Here is a 19,048-nt window from a genome sequence, read left to right as displayed (position 1 = left end):
ATACTATTCAATAGAAAATGATATTCCACAATCGCGCTATTATCTACAGTATCAGCAATAAAACGTTGGTATGATCTACCTTTTATCTTTGTGTACATGTATCCATAGATAAGCGTTTAAGGACTTGACTTGGAGCCTCTGTGGGTATGATTGGTCTTGAAAGGCTGAAGCAGTTGTTTCAGTAGGCGTACCAGCCTATCATACCCACCACTCCAAGTAAAGTCCTATCGTTGTTTACGTTGAAAACTATAAATACTTACTGTAGATAATGCTTCTACAAAGATAGAAAACTGGCATTTTTGCTATCTTTACTTACGTTGAGTACGGTGGAAAATCATACTGTAGATAAGGGTGCGATTGCGGAATACCATAAGCCTAATTCCTCGGTAAAAATAAGAGGGATTAGGCTTTTTCACTTCAAAATACTTGACGTTTTTCTATTGGTAAACGCGTTGACAGCAAGTGGTAAATTTCGTGACAACTGCTGATAAAAAACATGGCAGAGATGGTACATTCTTGTAGCTATAATCACCGTATGTCGTCACAGAACGAATACTATCTTATTTTCCTCATCCGCAAAAAGAAAACTATCAAACTTATGTAGAACAAAAATGAACACTAGGAGGTATCAATTTGTCAGTTTCTGTTAGTCCGTACAAATCCGATTACTCGGGCCTAATTTGTCAATATCGATGGTCTAGTGTCATGTTAATTTCTTTAAATTAAATACGAATAATCTTAATCGATTATTTAAGAGAAGGAAAATTCCGTTAAAAATTCTTACAAAAATAATGACTATAATTTTAAAAAAAGTAATAATAATGTAACAATTAACTTATATATATTTTGAAATAAAGAAATTGAAAGTTTAGAAATAGGGGAATTCAATTGATATTTTTAATTACTACATAAAAAACAAAATATTGATATTTATGCATTTCTTAGTAATTTTTTTATTTAAAAGGTAAAACCATTTAAATATTTTATTGATTTTGTTAGGTTAAGGTGTTATAAATACTATATAGATTACAAAATATTATGAAAAATCTAAAATTCAGAAAAGAGGGATGCTATAATGGCAAAATTTAATGGAGTTTATGTTGCATTGGTTACACCTTTTACAGAAGAAAACCAGGTTGACTATGAGGGATTAAAAAATCTATGTAACTGGTTAATTGAAGAAGGAGTAGATGGGCTTGTTCCTGGAGGTTCTTTAGGGGAATACGCCACCCTTACAATTGAAGAAAGAACAAAGGTAGTAGAAACTGTAATTGAAGTGGCTAATGGTCGAGTTCCTGTTGTAGTAGGTACAGGAGCACCTTCAACTGCTCAAGCCGTTCAATGGGCGGAGCATGCTAAAATTCATGGTGCAGCAGGGATTATGGCTTTACCGCCAATTAACTATAAACCTATTGAAAATGAAGTGATTGAACATTATAGAGCGTTATCTGAAGTTGGGATACCGATCATTGCTTACAATAACCCAAAAGATTACCCAACTGATTTGACCCCTGATTTATTGGCGGAAATTTCAAAATTCAAAAATGTTGTTGGTGTCAAAGAATTTTCAGGGGATGTAAGACGTATTCAAGAAATTTTACACAAAACTGACCTAGAAGTTATGGTGGGTGTAGACGACCTTGTTGTTGAAGGGGCATTAGTTGGGGCTACTGGCTGGATCGCTGGCGTTCCCAATGCATTACCAAAGGAAGGGGTAGAAATTTTCCAGTTAGCTAAGGAAGGGAAAATTAAGGAAGCACTAGAACTTTATCAGTATCTTTTACCACTTTTCCGTTTTGATGCTAATCCTCAACTCGTTCAATCTATTAAATATATGTTGGAGTTAGCTGGGCGACCAGTAGGTTCCACTAGACCGCCACGGTTGCCATTAAGTACGGAACAGTATCAAAAAATAGAAGAAGCTTTTAAATATTTTAAGAAACAAACAGTATAATTTTACTAATTAAAAAAGTGTGGTGACGAGGTGACTATTATGACTGAACCAATAACGTACTTTAATTATATTAATGGAAATTGGAAAACTAGTATAAATGAAGAACTTATACCTAGTATTAATCCAGCAAACAAACATGAAATTGTTGGTTACGTGCAAAAATCAACAATAGTAGACCTGGATCATGCAGTTCGTGCTGCTAAAGAATCACAAGCTGGATGGAAAAAGCAATCAGGAGCTATTCGTGGTGAGTATCTATATAAAGTTGCAAATCATATCGAAAAAAACATCGATGAGATTGCAACGGTAATGACTAAAGAAATGGGAAAAACTTTTACTGAAGCTAAAGGTGAAACAGCTCGTGGAGTAGCTATTCTCCGTTATTATGCAGGTGAAGGAATGAGGAAAATAGGAGATGTTATTCCATCCACTGATAGTGATGCATTAATGTTTACAACACGTGCTCCTTTAGGTGTAGTCGGTGTCATCACTCCGTGGAATTTTCCGGTGGCAATTCCTATCTGGAAAATTGCCCCTGCACTTATTTATGGAAACACGGTAGTTTTTAAACCAGCTAATGAAACATCTGTAACTGCTGCAAAAGTGATTGAATGTTTTGATGAAGCAGGTATTCCACCAGGTGTAATTAATATGGTAACAGGTCAAGGCTCTGTAATAGGCCAAGGTATTATTGACCACGTGGATATTGATGGGATTACATTTACAGGTTCTGACGAAGTAGGAAAGGTTGTTGGGCAAGGTGCCCTGGCTCGTGGTGCCAAGTATCAACTAGAAATGGGGGGGAAAAATCCAGTTATAGTTGCAGCCGATGCCGATCTTGAATTAGCCGTAGAAGCAACAATTAGTGGTGGCCTCCGATCAACAGGACAAAAATGTACAGCGACAAGCCGTGTCATTGTCCAAAAGGATATTTATGAAGAATTTAAAGAAAAATTAATAAAGAAAGTAAAAGAAATTAAAGTAGGTAATGGTCTAGATGAAGCAACGTGGATGGGACCTTGTGCGAGTGAATCCCAATTAAATACAGTTCTATCCTATATCGAAAAAGGAAATGAAGAGGGAGCAACACTTCTATATGGCGGCGAAATACATGAAGAAAAGGAATTGAAGAATGGTTTCTACGTTCAACCTACCATATTTGAAAATGTAACAAGTCAAATGACGATTGCTCAAGAGGAAATTTTTGGGCCGGTTTTAGCTTTAATTAAAGTTGATACGGTTGAAGAAGCACTAGCAGTGGCGAATGATGTTAAGTTTGGTTTAAGTGCGTCCATTTTTACGACTAACATCAATAATATGCTTTCGTTTATCAATGATATTGACTCAGGCCTTGTTCGAATTAATGCGGAGAGTGCTGGTGTTGAACTTCAAGCTCCGTTTGGTGGGATGAAACAGTCAAGTTCTCATTCTCGGGAACAAGGCCAAGCAGCCATTGAATTTTTCACATCTATTAAAACTGTATTTGTTAAAGGTTAAGGTGATCTATAATGTTGATCCAGTTACCATTTATCTATAAAATATAGTATTTACGTTCCTCAAATTTATATGACTATGAAGACTACCTTTAATGGGGTTCGGTAAATAAATCTCAAGAGGAGTGAAAATATGAAACTTTTACAAAATAAAAGAATGAAAGCCTTGATTATCTTGAACGTTCTCTTAGTATCTATATTCGTTATTTCTGGTTGCTCACCTAAGGAAACAGTAGATGGAGAAGCGCAACCACAAAAAGTATATAAGTGGAGAATGGTAACACATCAAATTCCTGGGACTTCGAGATATGAGGGTACAATAATCCCTTTTGTTAAAGCTGTTGAAGAAGCTTCTGGTGGTAGACTAATCATCGAACCTTATGGAGCTGATAATCTATTCCCAACAACAGATACCTTTGATTCAGTTAAGAACGGCGTAGTAGAAATAGCCGCAATATATACAGGCTTTTGGACAGGGAAAGACCCTGTGTTTGCATTAGGTGGTGGTACGTTCCCAGGTGATCCATTACAAGGTTTTAGTGAACATTACTACCGTTCTGAAAAACTTGAACCACTATTATCAAAAGCGTATGAAAAGCATGGAATTAAAAATTTAGGTTCATTTGATTATGCTCCAGAAGAAATCCTTATGTCTACAGTTCCTATCCAATCTATTGAGGATTTTAAAGGGAAAAATATTAGGGCAGCAGGGATAGCTAATCTTTTTTACGGAAAGTTAGGAGCATCTTCCGTCTCTTTATCAGCACCTGAAATATATACAGGCCTACAACTTGGTACAGTTGATGCAGCAGAGTATAATGATTTCCTTGTAGGTAAAGATATGGCTTTACATGAAGTAACGAAATATGTCATTGACCCAGCTTTACATGTTGGACCAAGTAGTGATAAGGAATTAATTGTAAATCCAAAGGCGTGGGAAGAGCTTCCAGATGATCTGAAGGCTATTGTTATTGCTGCTCGTGACAAAGCAAGATATCAGTCTGCAATCTCTTATGCCGTAGAGAACATGAAGGCTAAGCAAGAATGGATAAATAGCGGAGTAGAAATTATTCAACTGCCTGAAGAAGACGTAGAGAAAATGAGAAGGGTTGCATTTGAACTATTACTTGAACTTAAAGAAGAAAGCCCAGAAAGTGCAGAATTTGTTGATGCATATGCCGAAGTCTTATCTGATTTAGGATATGTTGAGGAAGCCAAAATACTCGGTTATACCAATTAGATTTTTGTAAGAATTAATAAAAGAGCGAATGATATTTTAACATTCGCTCTTTTCAATCAAAAAAGAAAGATAGAGGGAAAAATCTAGTAGAAATATGGTGATATCTCCTATGAAAAGTTTTTATAAAACAGTTGATGTGATAACTAAATGGTCCTCTCATTTAGCCAGCTTTTTGATCATTCCATTAACTTTAGTTATATGTTATACAATTATCATGAGATTTTTCTTTAGTAAGTCACCAGTTTGGGGATTTGAGATACCATTATTTTTGTTCGGAATTTTTATCCTAATTTCAGGTGCAGAAGGTCTTAGAACAAATTCACATCTAGCAGTTGATATTTTCCCTAGAAAATTACCAGAGAAAGGTCAACAGATATTGCAAATCCTGTCCATATTGATCATCTTATTTGTTTGTTTTACGCTATGCTGGCAAGGTTATAAGATGGCATTAGATTCAACATTAATAGGCGAACGTTCTTCACATCAGAGTACTTTTAATCCTCCAATCTGGTGGTTTAAATGGTTCATTCCTATTTCCGCGTTATTAATTTTTTTACAAGCTTTTAAACAATTACTTCAATTGATTGGAAAGCTTCTCGGAAAGGAGAGAGAAAATGATGTTTGAATATTTACCTATATTAATGTTTGTTGTTCTTTTTCTGTTTCTTTTTTTAGGGGTTCCGATCGCTTTTTCACTTGCTTTTACAGGTCTAATCTTTTCTATTTCCTTATGGGGTTTTTCTAGTAGCGGTCTATTAACAAGCGCTACATGGGGCATTATGAATAAATTCACTTTAATTGCCATTCCTTTATTCATTTTCATGTCCATTTTATTAGAGAAATCAAATATAATATCGGACCTTTATGATACATTGTATAAATGGTCTGGCGGTTTACGGGGTGGTTTAGCTATTGCGACCATATTAGTGGGTGCAATTATTGGCGCGATTTCAGGGGTGGTAGCAGCAGGTGTCATCGGACTAGGTCTAATAGCTTTACCACAGATGTTAAAATATAATTATCAAGAAAAATTAAGTTTAGGTTCTGTTATGGCAGGGGGGACATTAGGTCAACTTATACCTCCGAGCTTAAATATGGTTGTATACGGGGCAATAACAGGTGTTTCTGTAACAAGTCTTTTTGCTGGTGGATTGAGTGCGGGTATTTTTCTTTCAATATTATTTATAGGTTATATATTAATCCGAACAATTATAAATAAAGATATCGCTCCTGCACTATCCAAAGACAATCGGGCAACATGGAAAGAAAAATTTATCTCTTTAAAATCTATTATTCTTCCATTAATCTTAATTTTAATTGTATTAGGAGCCATTTTTTCTGGGGCAGCAACTCCAACTGAAGGAGCTGCTGTAGGAGTTATTGGTACAATCATTATTTGTATTGTATCAAAAAGACTTACTTGGAAAAGCTTCTTTAGTTCGGTTTTCGAAAGCATTAAAATGACAACAATGGTAGGATGGATATTAATAGGAGCTTCTTTTTTCAGTGCTGTTTTCTCTGGAATTGGAGGGAATCAACTAGTATCAGAAATCGCTCAAGCAGCACCTGGTGGTAAATGGGGAGTGCTTATCCTTTGCATTTTGTTTATTATCTTTTTAGGGATGTTCCTAGAGACCGTTGCATTGATCATGTTAGCTGCTCCAATCATTTCTCCGTTAATTGCTGAGTACGGCTTTGACCCGCTATGGTGGGGAATCCTATTCATGATTATCTTGCAAATGGCTTTTATAACACCACCTTTTGGTTTTGCGATTTTTTACTTAAAAAGTGCTGTTTCTGACAGGATACCGATTGAGCGAATTTTTAAGGCAACTTTTCCTTTTATCCTATTACAACTTATAGCTACACTACTCTTAATTTTCTTCCCAGAATTGGCATTATGGTTACCGAAATTATTGGAATAGAAAAAAGGTTAAAGGCTACATTTGTTCACTTAAATCATAATTTATAATTCATTAAAAGGAGGTGTTTCATCATAAAACCTGGACTAAATCTTAAAACCGTTAAAACAATTAGAGGTTTTGAAGATATTGTTATTCAAATTCAAGACTTAATTTCTCAAGGTGAGTTAAAAGTAGGTGATAAATTACCGAATGAAAGAGAACTAGTGGATGTCTTTGGTGTTAGTAGACCAACGATTCGAGAAGCTTTACGTGTATTAGAATCAGAAGGTCTTCTCGAAATTCGTAGAGGGGTAAATGGTGGTTCCTTTATTTCAGAACCTAATCCCGATCAAGCTGGTCGTGCCTTGGAAGCACTAATTCGTTTCCGTGGAGCCTCTACATTAGAATTAACAGAATTTCGAGCAAACTTTGAGGCGGATTCTGCTTGGTGGGCAGCTAAAAGAGCTACTGAAGAGGAAATCGAGGAATTAAATGTAATCGTTGAGCAGTTTAAACAAGAAGCCGGCAAACCTTCAACCACATGGTCAAAGCTAGTTGATTTGGATATCGCATTTCATGAAAAAATTGCGTATTCGACTCATAACCAAATTCGGATTGCCATCATGTTAGCAATATATGGAATAATTAGGAAGTCATCCTTAATCATTGAATGCATAGAAGATGAAGATTGGCGGTTACAACAATATACAGATTTGTTAGGTATTTTGGAAGCAATCAAAAACAATGATCAGGAATTAGCTAGAGAAAGAATGTACGATCATGTCTATAAAAATTTAGAAATTCAAGAAAATATAAAACAGAAAGAACAAGATCATTAAGATATGTTTTATGTATATCTGGGCTGTCATAGGAAGCATTTTCTATTCTTATGAACAGCTCTTTTTAGTATTCCGTCACTGGGAGAAGCACGGGGAGGAAGCACGGGGACGGTTCTTGTGCTTTCCCAGGCACCTTTACTATAATCAACTACAGGTGTTTGAAACCGCTCATTGTTTCGCAATTGTTGTTGACTCCACTCATTGTGACACAACTCATTGGTATATGACTCCCTTTGACGTTACGGAAATTAACAATATTTATGTACGAGTAGACCGAAACTCGTTATAATAGAGGATGGAATAAAGGGTTAGGAGATTGTTATGAAAAATATTTTATTTGTTCTTATACTATTACTTTGTGTTACGTTGTTGATCTTTGGAAAGCAGCAATATGATCAAAAGCTAAATAAGATTGCAAAAGAAGCGAAAGAAACGATAGGTCAACCTGTAAGCTCTCAACATGACCAGAAAGAGCCGCTGCAGGGAGAAATGGAACTGGAGATCATTGATGGGATAGACCCACATTTGCAAGATAAGTTAATCAATGCGATTGCAAATAATGAGAGTATAAACCTTGCTATATTTGGTTCAAATGCAATGGCAACTGCAGAAGGCACGGAAACCGCTTGGGTTAACTTAGTCATTGACGAACTAAAGTCCACTTATGGGGAAGAATTGTTTGATGTTCAAATTTTTGAAGTAGGAAATCGTACTACATACGAAGTGATAGAGTCTAGAATTCATAGCGAAGTGGCTCAGTTTCACCCGGATATTCTTCTGTTTGAACCTTTACTTTTAAATGATAATGGTAATGCGACAATGGATCTGACCTTGTCGAACATTACAACGATTGTTACAGAAATACAAGCAAATTCGCCTGAGGTGCTAGTCATTTTACAGCCACCGAATCCTATTTATAACCCAAACTATTATTTCAGTCAGGTTTCTGAATTAGAAGAGTTTGCAGAAACTCAAGGCTACGTGTACATTGATCATTGGGAAGCGTGGCCTGATATTACAGACGAGGCAATACTAGATTATATAGACCGTACGCGTCCGAATCAAAAAGGACATGAAGTGTGGGCGAGTGCTGTGATAGAATATTTTACAGGAAAATAAGTTGAAGAGAAAGAAGCATGTCGAAGCTAAATCAGTACGTCGATAGTCTGTTAAATGATTATAATAAAGGTAAAATGGAGACAGTTAACTACATGATTGAATGAAGAATATTGTCCGAAATTTGGAAATTATAAACAAATAAATGGATAAAAGCTACCAGAAGCTAAGATGCTGGTAGCTTTTTTTAAATAGAGCGTGTCGACTTTTGACTGTTGGTGTCGAGAAATCGATAAATGGCCTGAAGTTGAAAATATAATGCTCAAGGTTGAAAATAAAAGTTTTAAAGTTGAAAATAAAAGTCTAAAAGTTGAAAATAAAAGTCTAAAAGTTGAAAAAAACACCAGAAAGTAAAATTCCCCCTCTTCATTTCCGTTAAATGAAGGGGGACGTGCAAAAAAATCAAATGTAAGACTGCGAGGAGATGTGTCCATTTCAAAAAGTCGGTCAAATACAGGCAAAAGTGCTGCCATTCCTCGTATGTTTTCATGCGAAAAATGTGGGGGAGAAATGTATCCAGAGTATTACAAAGAAGTACATGGTGTAGAATATAAATTATCAAATATTCTCTAGACAAAAAAGGACCGGATGTTTTTTGCCCGGTTTTTCTTACTTTTCCTTTTTGGAAAATGAGTTAACTACTGTATATTATTATCTCAACTACCATTTTTTTGTCGATAAAAAAAGAATGTAATCGAATTGTAAAATAAAATCTAGTAAATATCATTTATACTTATTAGAGAAATAGAAATAGGTATAAGGAGTTATTTTGCAATGAAAAGAGTGCTTCCCTATAGTTTTGTTACATGTCTTTTAGTGTTTTTGGTGTTCTTTTTACCTAGTCTCGTATCTGCATCGACAAATGATAGAGTTGTAGAAATTGCTAAACAATACATTGGAACCCCTTACAAGTGGGGCGGTACGACACCTCGTGGCTTTGACTGTTCAGGATTTTCTCAGCATGTGTATGCACAAGTAGGGATTACACTGCCGAGGACAACGGATACTCAATACAGGGTAGGTGAGACGGTTAGTAGAAATGAATTACAGCCCGGAGATCTGGTTTTTTTCAAAAATACATATCGAAGCGGATTATCGCATTCTGGGATTTACATAGGCAATTATCAATTTATTCATGCCTCGTCATCCAAAGGAATTTCTATAACGTCTCTTAGTAATTCGTATTGGGCCCCGCGGTGGTTAGGTGCTAAGCGCATTATTGAAGAACCGAAAAAACAGGAACAACCGAAAGAAATTAAGCAACCAAAACAATTTTACGATGTTTTTAATGTGAATGGCGGTTTATTAGAAACCTTACCTTCTAGAGAAGAAGCGATTTCTGTTGCACAGGAACAGGAGAAATCATATGTAGTAAGCCAAAACAATAATTCTACTGTGTGGTTGTCGTCTGTTCAATCTAATACGAAAAATCGAATCGCAGGTGTTGACCGGATTGAAACCTCTATTCAGATTTCAAACATCGGATGGCCAAATGGAGCAGAAACGGCCATTATCGCAAGTGGTAACAACTTTCCTGATGCTCTGTCAGGTGCCCCTCTTGCTTATGAGTTAGATGCACCGATTCTATTAAACTCTGGCAGCAGTCTTAATGGAAAAATTAGAGATGAAATTGCAAGGTTAGGAGCTAGTAAAGTCATCATTTTAGGTGGAGCGCAAGCGGTTTCTGGTGAAGTTGAGAAAGAATTAGCAGCAATGAAACTTAATATTGAACGAATTGCAGGTCGGGATCGATATGAAACATCTGTTAAAATTGCCGAACAATTACAGTCTGTTTCAGATACTTTTGTCTTGACGTCTGGTGGGAATTTTCCAGATGCATTAAGTGTTGCTTCGTATGCAGCAAGCAACGGGTATCCGATTTTACTCACTTCGTCCAACCAGCTTCCTCAAGCAACAAAAGATGCTGTAAAAAGTTTTACAAAGGGAATTGTAATTGGTGGAGAAGTTGCTATTAATAATAATGTGTTATCGCAACTTCCAAATGGTGAGCGAATTGCAGGCACGAATCGTTTTGATACCGTTTCTAAAATCTATGAAAAATTCGGAAGTGACTCAAATAAAGCGTATGTTGCTACAGGATATAATTTTGCAGATGCATTATCAAGTTCTGTACTGGCCGCTAAAGAACATGCACCTGTGTTATTAGTAACCCCAGACCGTATGCCAGAAGAGGTTTGGTTTACGATTCAAGAAAATGGTTTAAGTGATTTTACAATTATCGGTGGAAAATTAGCCGTAAGTGAATCATTGATTAAATAAAATTTCTTTTCAACATCAACCCTTTCTCATGTGTGGAGAAAGGGTTTTTAATTATATTCCTCTATTGGTTTATTGTTAGCTTGAGAATATTGAAGGTCATTTCGATTGCGCTTATCTTTGCCCAGCTGCGATTTCAATTTGGACTTGCATAGTATCTTGAATACGGTCATCGCTATGTCTTCGGCTGTTTAAGAAATGGATACAGAAGTGACCATTATAGTTATTGTCTCGGATCACCTGGTCACCATGTGGAAAAGAATGCATCGCTGCCGCCAATTTTCTACCATCGACTTCAACTATAATCGCCCTTGGTGTCCAGGAATAGCTGCCTCCCCATATTTCTTTCATGATTTGCGCATCTTGTGCGGTTAACGGCTCACTATCGGCATGATTTCCTCCCATCGTATGCTTTACTTGAAATGTTCTGCCGGTTTGGAAATCTGTAATCGTTGCTGTCTTGCCTGTTGAAAAAACATATCGAGCTTCCGTCCACCAATCTAATAATTCCCCGTGCTTAGAGCTTACGACAGGCTTTACAGGAATATGATGGACAGGTATGGTCAGTACTTGACCGATACTTAAAGTACTGTTTAACGTTAGGTTATTGACTTGAAGAAGTTCATGCATAGGCACCCCATATTGGATGGCTAAGTCCCACATATTGTCCCCACTTTGAACCGTATGTGAAGTATAAGTAAGCGTTTTTTGTTCAGCTGTCTGTGAATGGCCATTATCCAATTGAGGCACCTTCAACACTTGACCAATATTAATTTGATCAGAGGTTAAGTTATTTAATTGCTTCAACTCATTGACTGTAATTCCGTAACGATTGGAAATGTTCCACAATGTATCACCAGACCGAACAGAATAAAACTCCGTTAGTTGGAGGGAGGTGTTAGGTGTAGGTATAATCCCTTTATTTCTTAAACCATCCCGAACTGCTGTTGAGATCACTCCAGTCCCTCCTAATACAGCTACTTGTGATATTCGATCATCTTTTTCCGTTAACCACCCTTGTACTGCTGCAGGAATACTATTTTTACCTGTTAATATAATGGGGGCATTCGACATCGCAGCTAGTGGGGAAGCTGGAAGAGCATCAATAAAACTTTCACCACTTGCCACGAATACTTGACCTGAATGATATACATCACGATAACGATTGGCGATTTCAACACTTGTTTCATAGCGATTAGGTCCAGAGACTCGTTCTATGCTCGTAACCCCATTTTGCTTTAATTGGTCGAGAACTTGATTTGAAATGGCAGCTTCCCCACCGATGATCGTCACTTTATTTATTTTTTTATCGTTTATGTATTGCAAGACGGATGTTGGCAATTTATCTTTTTGGGTAAATAAGATTGGGATTTGGCTTAATCCAGCGTAGGGGGCCACTGATAATGCATCAGGAGAATTTTCACTTCCGGATGTCAAAATCAATTCCTCATTATTATTTAATTGTTTGGCAATTTCTACTGAAGTATCGTATCGGCTGTCACCATTGATCCGAACGACTGAGTACCCCTTTTGTTTAAGCTGATTTTCTATTTGACTGGAGACAGCGCTTGTTCCTCCCGTAATATAGATGGTCTTTGGTTTTAAACGATCAATTTCCTGCTCTACTTCTCGTGGCAAACGGTCAGACTGAGTAAGTAATAGGGGGGATTGGTGTTTTTTCGCGAGAACACTACCAGTGAGCGCGTCAATCGCCATATCTCCTCGTCCTAAAATGACGGCTTCTGAGCCATTAGCCCAGCCGTGCTGTGAAATAACTACACTCGTTTCATAACGATTTTGCCCCGATAATTCTATGGCGTTTAGCTGTTGTGCTTTGACTTGCTGGGTTTCACCATTTCCATCATTTTCACCATTAGCTTGAGCTTTTACGGAAAATTCATCAGATAGTGTAAAAGAAGCGACAAGCATTGTTCCGATGACTACTTTTACAGAGGTGATTTTAAGACTTGGAAAAGTACTTTTTAGATATTCTTTAATGGGTTTATCTAATAGCCCTGTTTTTTCCTCTGGTTTATCTATATCAATCAGTTCACGGGAAAATTCGGTGGAATTCGTATTTAAATGTAGTATAATCGAATATCCATCTTTGCCTTGAACCAATTCGTGGTGTGTAAATATATCCATTCGATCTTCCCTCCTCATGAGATAATTTCACCATAAGGAGGGGGATTTAAACATGTCACAGTGACACCCCGAACAAACTCGAAAAATCTTGTTTCACGGTTTATAGAGAGAGTACGTGTTGGAAGCACGAGAACCGTCCCCGTGCTTTCGAAAAAATAAATAAAATATTCAGAAAAGTGTTGAAATTCAAAAATATACTCTGTATAATTCAACTCAGGTTGAATGATTTGAAATTTATGTTGAATTAAATGCAGGAGTTGAGATGTAGTAATGGAACAACAACAAATCGGAGCAAGAGTTAAGAACCTGAGAAAGTATTTGAAGTTAACACAAGAAGAGTTAGCAGAAAAATGTGGTTATACAAAGGGGATGATTTCAAAAATCGAAAATGGAAAAATATCAATACCCATCGCTACATTATCAAAAATCGCAAAAGCTTTAGATGTGAAACTATCTTGGTTTTTTGAGGAGGAGGAAGAGGGCGAAAATAAACTAAATATCATTAAAAAGTCTGAACGCCCTAAAGTTGGTTCAAAGGTTAACGAATTTGGCTATCACTACGAATTATTAGCCAATCGGAAGAAGTTTAAAAAAATAGAGACCTTTATAGTAACTGTGCCTATTGATACGGAAAAAAAGTTGCCATTTTCTCACCAAGAGGAAGAATTTGCATTTGTGATAGAAGGAGCGATTGATTTAATTTATGGAGATGAAATTTTTGAGCTGGAAAAAGGTGATAGTGCCTATTATCACGGAGATAAGGAGCATATGTTTCGATCCAAAAACAATCAGGAGGCTCAAGTTTTAGTCATCTTTATAATAAATTAATAAATCTGAAATTTTGAAAACGGTTACAAGAAATAAAAATAACTTTTTAGGGGGAATAATTATGTTTGGAATTTTTAAACAACGTAATCGTATTTTATTGGCACTACTAGCGTTAGTAACAATCTTCTTTATTTCAGCATGTAGTTCGGATAACTCGTCTAGCTCTGAGGGATCTAACCAACCCGATAATGATAATGGATCTAATTCTCAACCGTTAAATTTCTCAGTAGGTGGATCTACCTCTGGTTCAACTGCGTTTGCTTACAGCATTGCCATAGGGAATATTATGGGTACCCATACAGACAACATGAACTTGCAAATCCAGGAGACAAGTGGGACGGTTGATGGTGTAAGGCAGCTTTATGATGGGGGAATAGACATCGCTGTATCAGTAGCTAGTACGACAATCGATGCAAGGGAAGCAGTAGGTCCTTTTGAAACGTTAGAGCCATTTGATGATTTAAGAATGATGTGGAATATGTACCCTACACCATTTAATATGGTTGTTACCCAGGATTCAGGGATTGATACGCCAAAAGACATAGCAGGTAAGACGATTGGGGCGGGTGCACCTGGTAGTAGTAGTTATATCATGCTTATAGAGTTATTGAAGGCTTACGATATTTCTGAAGATGATGTAGATATTCGAGCTATGACTCCAGAAGAACAAGATACAGCCTTTAGAGATGGACATATTGATGTCATGACTTTCCAAGCAGGTCCTGGAACCGCATGGTTAATGGATTTATCAAGAAGTAGAGACTTAAAATGGTTAGAAATGACCGATGAATCTTTTGATAAAATGGCTTCCAAAAAAGCACCTGGCTACTATGTGTTATCCGAAATTCCTGGTGGTAGCTATGAAGGTTTAGAAGAATCTATTCAAGTTGTTGCAACCAATGTTGAGTGGGTGACAACAAAGGATTTAGATGAAGAAACGGTTTATAACATAACGAAGACTTTCTGGGAGAATAAAGAGGAAGCCGATGAAATGCATAGTATTATTCCGACTAGTACATTAGAAGTAGCATTTGGTAGTGCAACGGCTCCTTGGCATCCAGGCGTAATACGGTACTTAGAAGAGAAAGGGATTGATTATGCTCCCTATGAATAATATAAATGGTTAAGGGGATGTGGGCAGAGATGAAGTATGAAGGTTTAGATCGAATACTCTATTATTTACAGTATGGTATAGCTGTTTTGACAGCATTCATCTTTTTGTATACAGCTTACTTTGGTGCCTTTGAAGCCGTCATTCAACGTAGTTTACTATTATTAGGAGCTCTCTTATGGGCATATGTCTTTTATGCTAAAAAATCTAAAACGTTATTTGGAAAAGTACTTCATTTGGTTTTGGCTTTAATTTCTGCTTACCCTTGTATATATTTAATTGTTCAGTGGGATGAAATTGTAAGGAGATATGGAATCCCCCTAGATTATGAATACCTATTAGGGGCTACATTAGTAGGTTCATTAATTTATATCGGAATTCGTACATTAGGATGGGGTTTTTCAATTATTGTCTCTATGTTTATTGTTTATGCATTGGCAGGTCCTATGTTGCCAGGGATCTTTAAACATAGCGGTGTCTCGATGGAGAGACTATTAACAACAACATTTTTAACCACTCAAGGAATTTGGGGAATTGTCATGAATGTGGCATCGACAACGATTATTCAGTTTGTTATTTTTGCAGCATTTCTGCGTTTATGGGGTGCGGGGGATTTCTTTATGAATTTATCGAGTTCTTTGTTCGGTTATGTTCGAGGAGGTCCAGCAAAAATTGCCGTTATAGGTAGTGGTTTAACTGGGATGTTTAATGGTGTTGCTACAGCAAATGTGGCAAGTACAGGTTCGATAACGATTCCACTAATGAAACGGAATGGTTATCCATCAACCTTTGCTGGAGCAGTTGAAGCATCAGCTTCCACGGGGGGACAAATTCTCCCCCCTATAATGGGAGCATCAGCGTTTGTCATGGCGGAAACATTAGGTGTTCCTATCTGGGAAATTATGAAAGCAGCGTTCATACCTGCAATGCTTTTCTTCTTAGCGATTTATTTAGCAGTAGATTTTAAAGCCGCTAAGCTTAATCTAAAAGGGTTGAAAAAGGAAGAGTTACCTAACTTTAAAAATACGATGAAGGAAGGCTGGCTCTATATTATTCCTATCATTGTATTAGTAGTAGCTGTTTATTTACAGTATTCCCCTGGTCGTGCAGCATTTCTAGCAATCGTAACATTATTAGTGCTAGGTTTCTTTTTAAAGAATTTCAAGCCTTCCTGGAAAAAGCTCTTTGAAGCATTAAAGAGTGGAGCAGAGGATACGGTCCTGGTAACCATTGCTTGTGCTCTGGCTGGTATTGTCATAGGGGTTCTAAATATTACTGGGTTAGGAGTTTCACTTGGTGGGATGTTAATTTCTTTAGCATCAGGTGTATTCATTCTACTCATTGTATTTACGATGATTGCTTCGATTATCTTAGGTATGGGCTTACCTACCATAGCTGGTTATATTATTGTTTCATTAACGATAGCACCTGTTTTGATTACTAGGTTTGATATCGTACCAGTTGCAGCTCATTTGTTTGTATTCTACTTTGCCATACTATCTGTGTTAACTCCACCTGTAGCCGTAGCCTCTTTTGTAGCTGCTGGTATTGCTAAAGCAAATCCTGTTAAAACGGGGTGGATCGCTTTTGCAATAGCTATTCCATGTTTTATCGTACCCTTCATTTTTATCTACAATCCAGAAGTACTACTCATAGGTTCAACATTGTCAATTGTTTGGAAGGTGTTCTTAGCCATTATTTGTATTTACTCACTCGCCGCTGGAATACAAGGGTTCCATAGGGCAAGTCTAGATGGGGTATTACGAGTTTGTTTATTTGTAGCAGCTTTATTGCTAGTTTCCCCGAACCTATTACTAGATTTATTAGGTATCCTATTATTTTTAATCGTCATCTTTATGGAGCATAGGAAAATCAAAAAAGAAAATAGTTCTAACATTTCAGTGGAAAGCAGTATATAGTATTCAATTCAATATTACTTACGACTATTATTGTTGTACACAACTGAAAGGGATGATAGCTATGACGTATAGTTTAAAAAGTATTTTTAATCCAGCTTCTGTTGCCATAATAGGAGCAAGTCCGAATATAAAGAAAGTAGGGGGCAGAGCTTTAAAATTTTTATTAGCAAGTGATTATAAAGGAAAAGTGTATCCAATCAACCCAAACTATCAGGATATTCAAGGGTTAAAAGCATTTCCTAGTATTACGGAATTGCCAGAAGCACCAGAACAAATCATACTTTGTGTACCCTCTGAAAAAGTATATGGTGTGATAGAAGAGGCGGTACGTATTGGGGTTAAAGGTGCAATTATCTTTTCAGGTGGTTTTGCAGAGGCTGATGATAAAGGCATTGAAATGCAAAATAAAATGACAAAAATCGCAAAAGATGGTGGGCTAACTATACTTGGTCCCAATTGTATGGGAGTTATTAATCAAAACGAATTTATTGGAACCTATACAACCATTTTAGAAGAAAATGAACTTAATAACAGTCCCATTGCATTTGTAGGACAAAGCGGCGCGATCGGGGCTTATAGTTTTATTTTAGGCGTACAAAGTCAAATGGATTTAGGGGTCTTAGTGAGTACTGGAAATGAAGTAATGGTTGACGTTGCTGATTGTATTTCTTATTTTGCCGTGGATCCAAAAATAAAGGTCATTATGACTTATTTAGAAGGTTGTAGAGACGGAAAAAAATTAGAAGAAGGACTTAAAAAGGCCGCTCTTAATGGTAAGGTGATTCTTGCGTGTAAGGTAGGCCGAACTCAAGAAGGTGAAAGAGCTGCTTCTTCGCATACGGCAAACATGGTAGGCAATGATGAAATATATGATACGTTATTTGAAAAATATAATGTTATTAGATGTGATGATATAGAGTCGATGGTGGATATCGCCAATTTATATTCAAAAAATATCAATATCAAAGGAAACAACGTAGGGATCATGTCGTTATCAGGCGGAATTGGTGTAATGGCAACAGATAAATGTATTGAACAGAATTTAAACGTCCCTGTATTTCATAAAGAAACATCAAGTAAAATCAAATCATTGGTTTCATTTGCTGGAGCCGATAATCCTTTAGATCCAACCGCACAAGGTTTGGATGATCCAAAACTATTGGAACAGTTATTAGAGGGGATGGTTAATGATCCTAATATCGATGTGGCGTTATTCTGTTTTGGTTATTTCCTATTATCTGAGGGTCGTGGACCAATATATGCGGATGTTATTTGTAATGTCGCCAAGAAAAGCAAAATACCTGTAGTCGTGGCAGGGTTAGCCAATCAAGAGGTTATTAATATTTTACAAGAGCAATCGATTCCTATTTTCGGTGATTTAAACAGAGCTGTGGGTGCCGTTTCTTCTGTTTATCACATGAATACAACTGAGCCTCAGGTGGTTGACCGTTTGGAGACTAGTAAAATTCCTTTAACCGAGAATACATCTCGGATTTTAAATAAATTAAAGTCGCAAGCTACATTGAATGAAGTTGATGCAAAAGCCATCTTAAATGAATTTCATCTACCAGTACCTCAGTCCAATGCTGCTAATTCTGAACAAGAATCAATAGCCATCGCTAATTCTATTGGGTACCCTGTAGTGCTGAAAGTAGTTGGGAAAAACATCCTCCATAAGAGTGACCTTGGCGGGGTTTGTCTTAACTTAGTGAATGAAGAAGAAGTTGCTGTAGGGTATCAGTCGATCATGAATAATGTGTCAGCAAAGATTAATCGGTTAGAAATCGAAGGAATCATGGTAGAAAAAATGAATACGGCCAAACCAGTATGTGAAATGTTGATCAGTGTGAGTGTAGATCAGAATTTTGGTTCGAATATAGTAGTCGGTCTAGGAGGGATTTTTACAGAATTATTAAATGACTATGTGATTCTCCAGCCTCCATTTGATACTAACTATATAAATAAATCCCTGAAAAAGCTAAAAGGCTATAAGCTTTTAGAAGGTTATCGTTCACAAGAAAAAGCCGATCTAGAAGCCCTCATTAATTTTATAACTAATCTAGGAGATTTAGCTTATACGCTTGAAGATAAAATATCAGAGCTTGAAATGAATCCTGTTGCCGTTTACCAAGAGGGAATGGGAATTCAAATCTTAGATGCGGTAATCAAAGGAAAAGAAGAGAAAAAAATCGGTGCAGCAGTCAATGGGAGAGGGGAGTAAT

Annotated in this window: 13 protein-coding genes; 12 read left to right on the top strand and 1 reads right to left on the bottom strand. The window is 36.8% G+C overall.

The window, feature by feature from the left end:
• Positions 1-1,075: 1,075 nt before the first annotated feature.
• The 8 genes from dapA (at position 1,076) to J0N78_RS03650 (ending at position 10,826) form a co-directional block, all read left to right on the top strand.
• Entirely contained in the window at positions 1,076-1,954 is an 879-nt protein-coding gene (dapA, locus tag J0N78_RS03685) for a 4-hydroxy-tetrahydrodipicolinate synthase (protein WP_209121671.1), read from the top strand.
• A gap of 39 nt (positions 1,955-1,993) precedes the next feature.
• Positions 1,994-3,451, top strand: coding sequence for an alpha-ketoglutaric semialdehyde dehydrogenase GucD (gene gucD / locus J0N78_RS03680; protein WP_247747098.1), 1,458 nt, complete (start codon positions 1,994-1,996; stop codon positions 3,449-3,451).
• Between the two features lie 129 nt (positions 3,452-3,580).
• Positions 3,581-4,687 carry a TRAP transporter substrate-binding protein DctP gene (gene dctP, locus J0N78_RS03675; RefSeq protein ID WP_209121669.1) on the top strand — a complete coding sequence of 369 codons (1,107 nt, stop codon included), beginning with the start codon at positions 3,581-3,583 and terminating at the stop codon, positions 4,685-4,687.
• Positions 4,688-4,796: 109 nt separating this feature from the next.
• Positions 4,797-5,312, top strand: coding sequence for a TRAP transporter small permease subunit (locus J0N78_RS03670; RefSeq protein ID WP_209121668.1), 516 nt, complete (start codon positions 4,797-4,799; stop codon positions 5,310-5,312).
• Positions 5,302-6,612 (top strand): TRAP transporter large permease, encoded by a 1,311-nt coding sequence (locus tag J0N78_RS03665; protein ID WP_209121667.1) that lies wholly within the window; start codon positions 5,302-5,304, stop codon positions 6,610-6,612. The genes J0N78_RS03670 and J0N78_RS03665 overlap by 11 nt, the downstream gene beginning before the upstream one ends.
• 50 nt (positions 6,613-6,662) lie before the next feature.
• Positions 6,663-7,430: a FadR/GntR family transcriptional regulator gene (locus J0N78_RS26340; RefSeq protein WP_307794899.1), complete on the top strand. Its 768-nt coding sequence runs from the start codon at positions 6,663-6,665 to the stop codon at positions 7,428-7,430.
• A 321-nt stretch (positions 7,431-7,751) separates the two neighbouring features.
• Positions 7,752-8,549 carry an SGNH/GDSL hydrolase family protein gene (locus tag J0N78_RS03655; protein ID WP_209121665.1) on the top strand — a complete coding sequence of 266 codons (798 nt, stop codon included), beginning with the start codon at positions 7,752-7,754 and terminating at the stop codon, positions 8,547-8,549.
• A gap of 771 nt (positions 8,550-9,320) precedes the next feature.
• Positions 9,321-10,826, top strand: a complete 1,506-nt coding sequence (locus J0N78_RS03650; protein WP_209121664.1) for a cell wall-binding repeat-containing protein — start codon at positions 9,321-9,323, stop codon at positions 10,824-10,826.
• A 111-nt stretch (positions 10,827-10,937) separates the two neighbouring features.
• Here J0N78_RS03650 and J0N78_RS03645 read toward each other — a convergent pair whose 3' ends face one another.
• Complete coding sequence (locus J0N78_RS03645; protein WP_209121663.1) at positions 10,938-12,968, bottom strand: cell wall-binding repeat-containing protein; 2,031 nt, start codon at positions 12,966-12,968, stop codon at positions 10,938-10,940.
• A gap of 270 nt (positions 12,969-13,238) precedes the next feature.
• Here J0N78_RS03645 and J0N78_RS03640 point away from each other — a divergent pair, with 270 nt between their 5' ends.
• From J0N78_RS03640 to J0N78_RS03625, 4 genes are all read left to right on the top strand, one after another.
• Positions 13,239-13,796 (top strand): helix-turn-helix domain-containing protein, encoded by a 558-nt coding sequence (locus tag J0N78_RS03640; RefSeq protein ID WP_209121662.1) that lies wholly within the window; start codon positions 13,239-13,241, stop codon positions 13,794-13,796.
• Between the two features lie 61 nt (positions 13,797-13,857).
• On the top strand, positions 13,858-14,910 hold the full coding sequence (locus J0N78_RS03635; protein ID WP_209121661.1) for a TAXI family TRAP transporter solute-binding subunit: 1,053 nt from the start codon (positions 13,858-13,860) through the stop codon (positions 14,908-14,910).
• A gap of 29 nt (positions 14,911-14,939) precedes the next feature.
• A complete protein-coding gene (locus J0N78_RS03630) occupies positions 14,940-16,826 on the top strand; it encodes a TRAP transporter permease (protein WP_209121660.1) in 1,887 nt (628 codons plus the stop codon).
• Between the two features lie 61 nt (positions 16,827-16,887).
• On the top strand, positions 16,888-19,047 hold the full coding sequence (locus J0N78_RS03625) for an acetate--CoA ligase family protein (protein ID WP_209121659.1): 2,160 nt from the start codon (positions 16,888-16,890) through the stop codon (positions 19,045-19,047).
• The last annotated feature ends 1 nt before the right edge of the window (position 19,048 follow it).

It is taken from the genome of Alkalihalobacillus sp. BA299 (assembly GCF_017745675.1).
Classification (GTDB): Bacteria; Bacillota; Bacilli; order Bacillales; family Bacillaceae_F; genus Alkalihalobacterium.
Note: the sequence above shows the minus strand (reverse complement) of the source record. Positions and strands in the feature narration are given on the sequence as shown.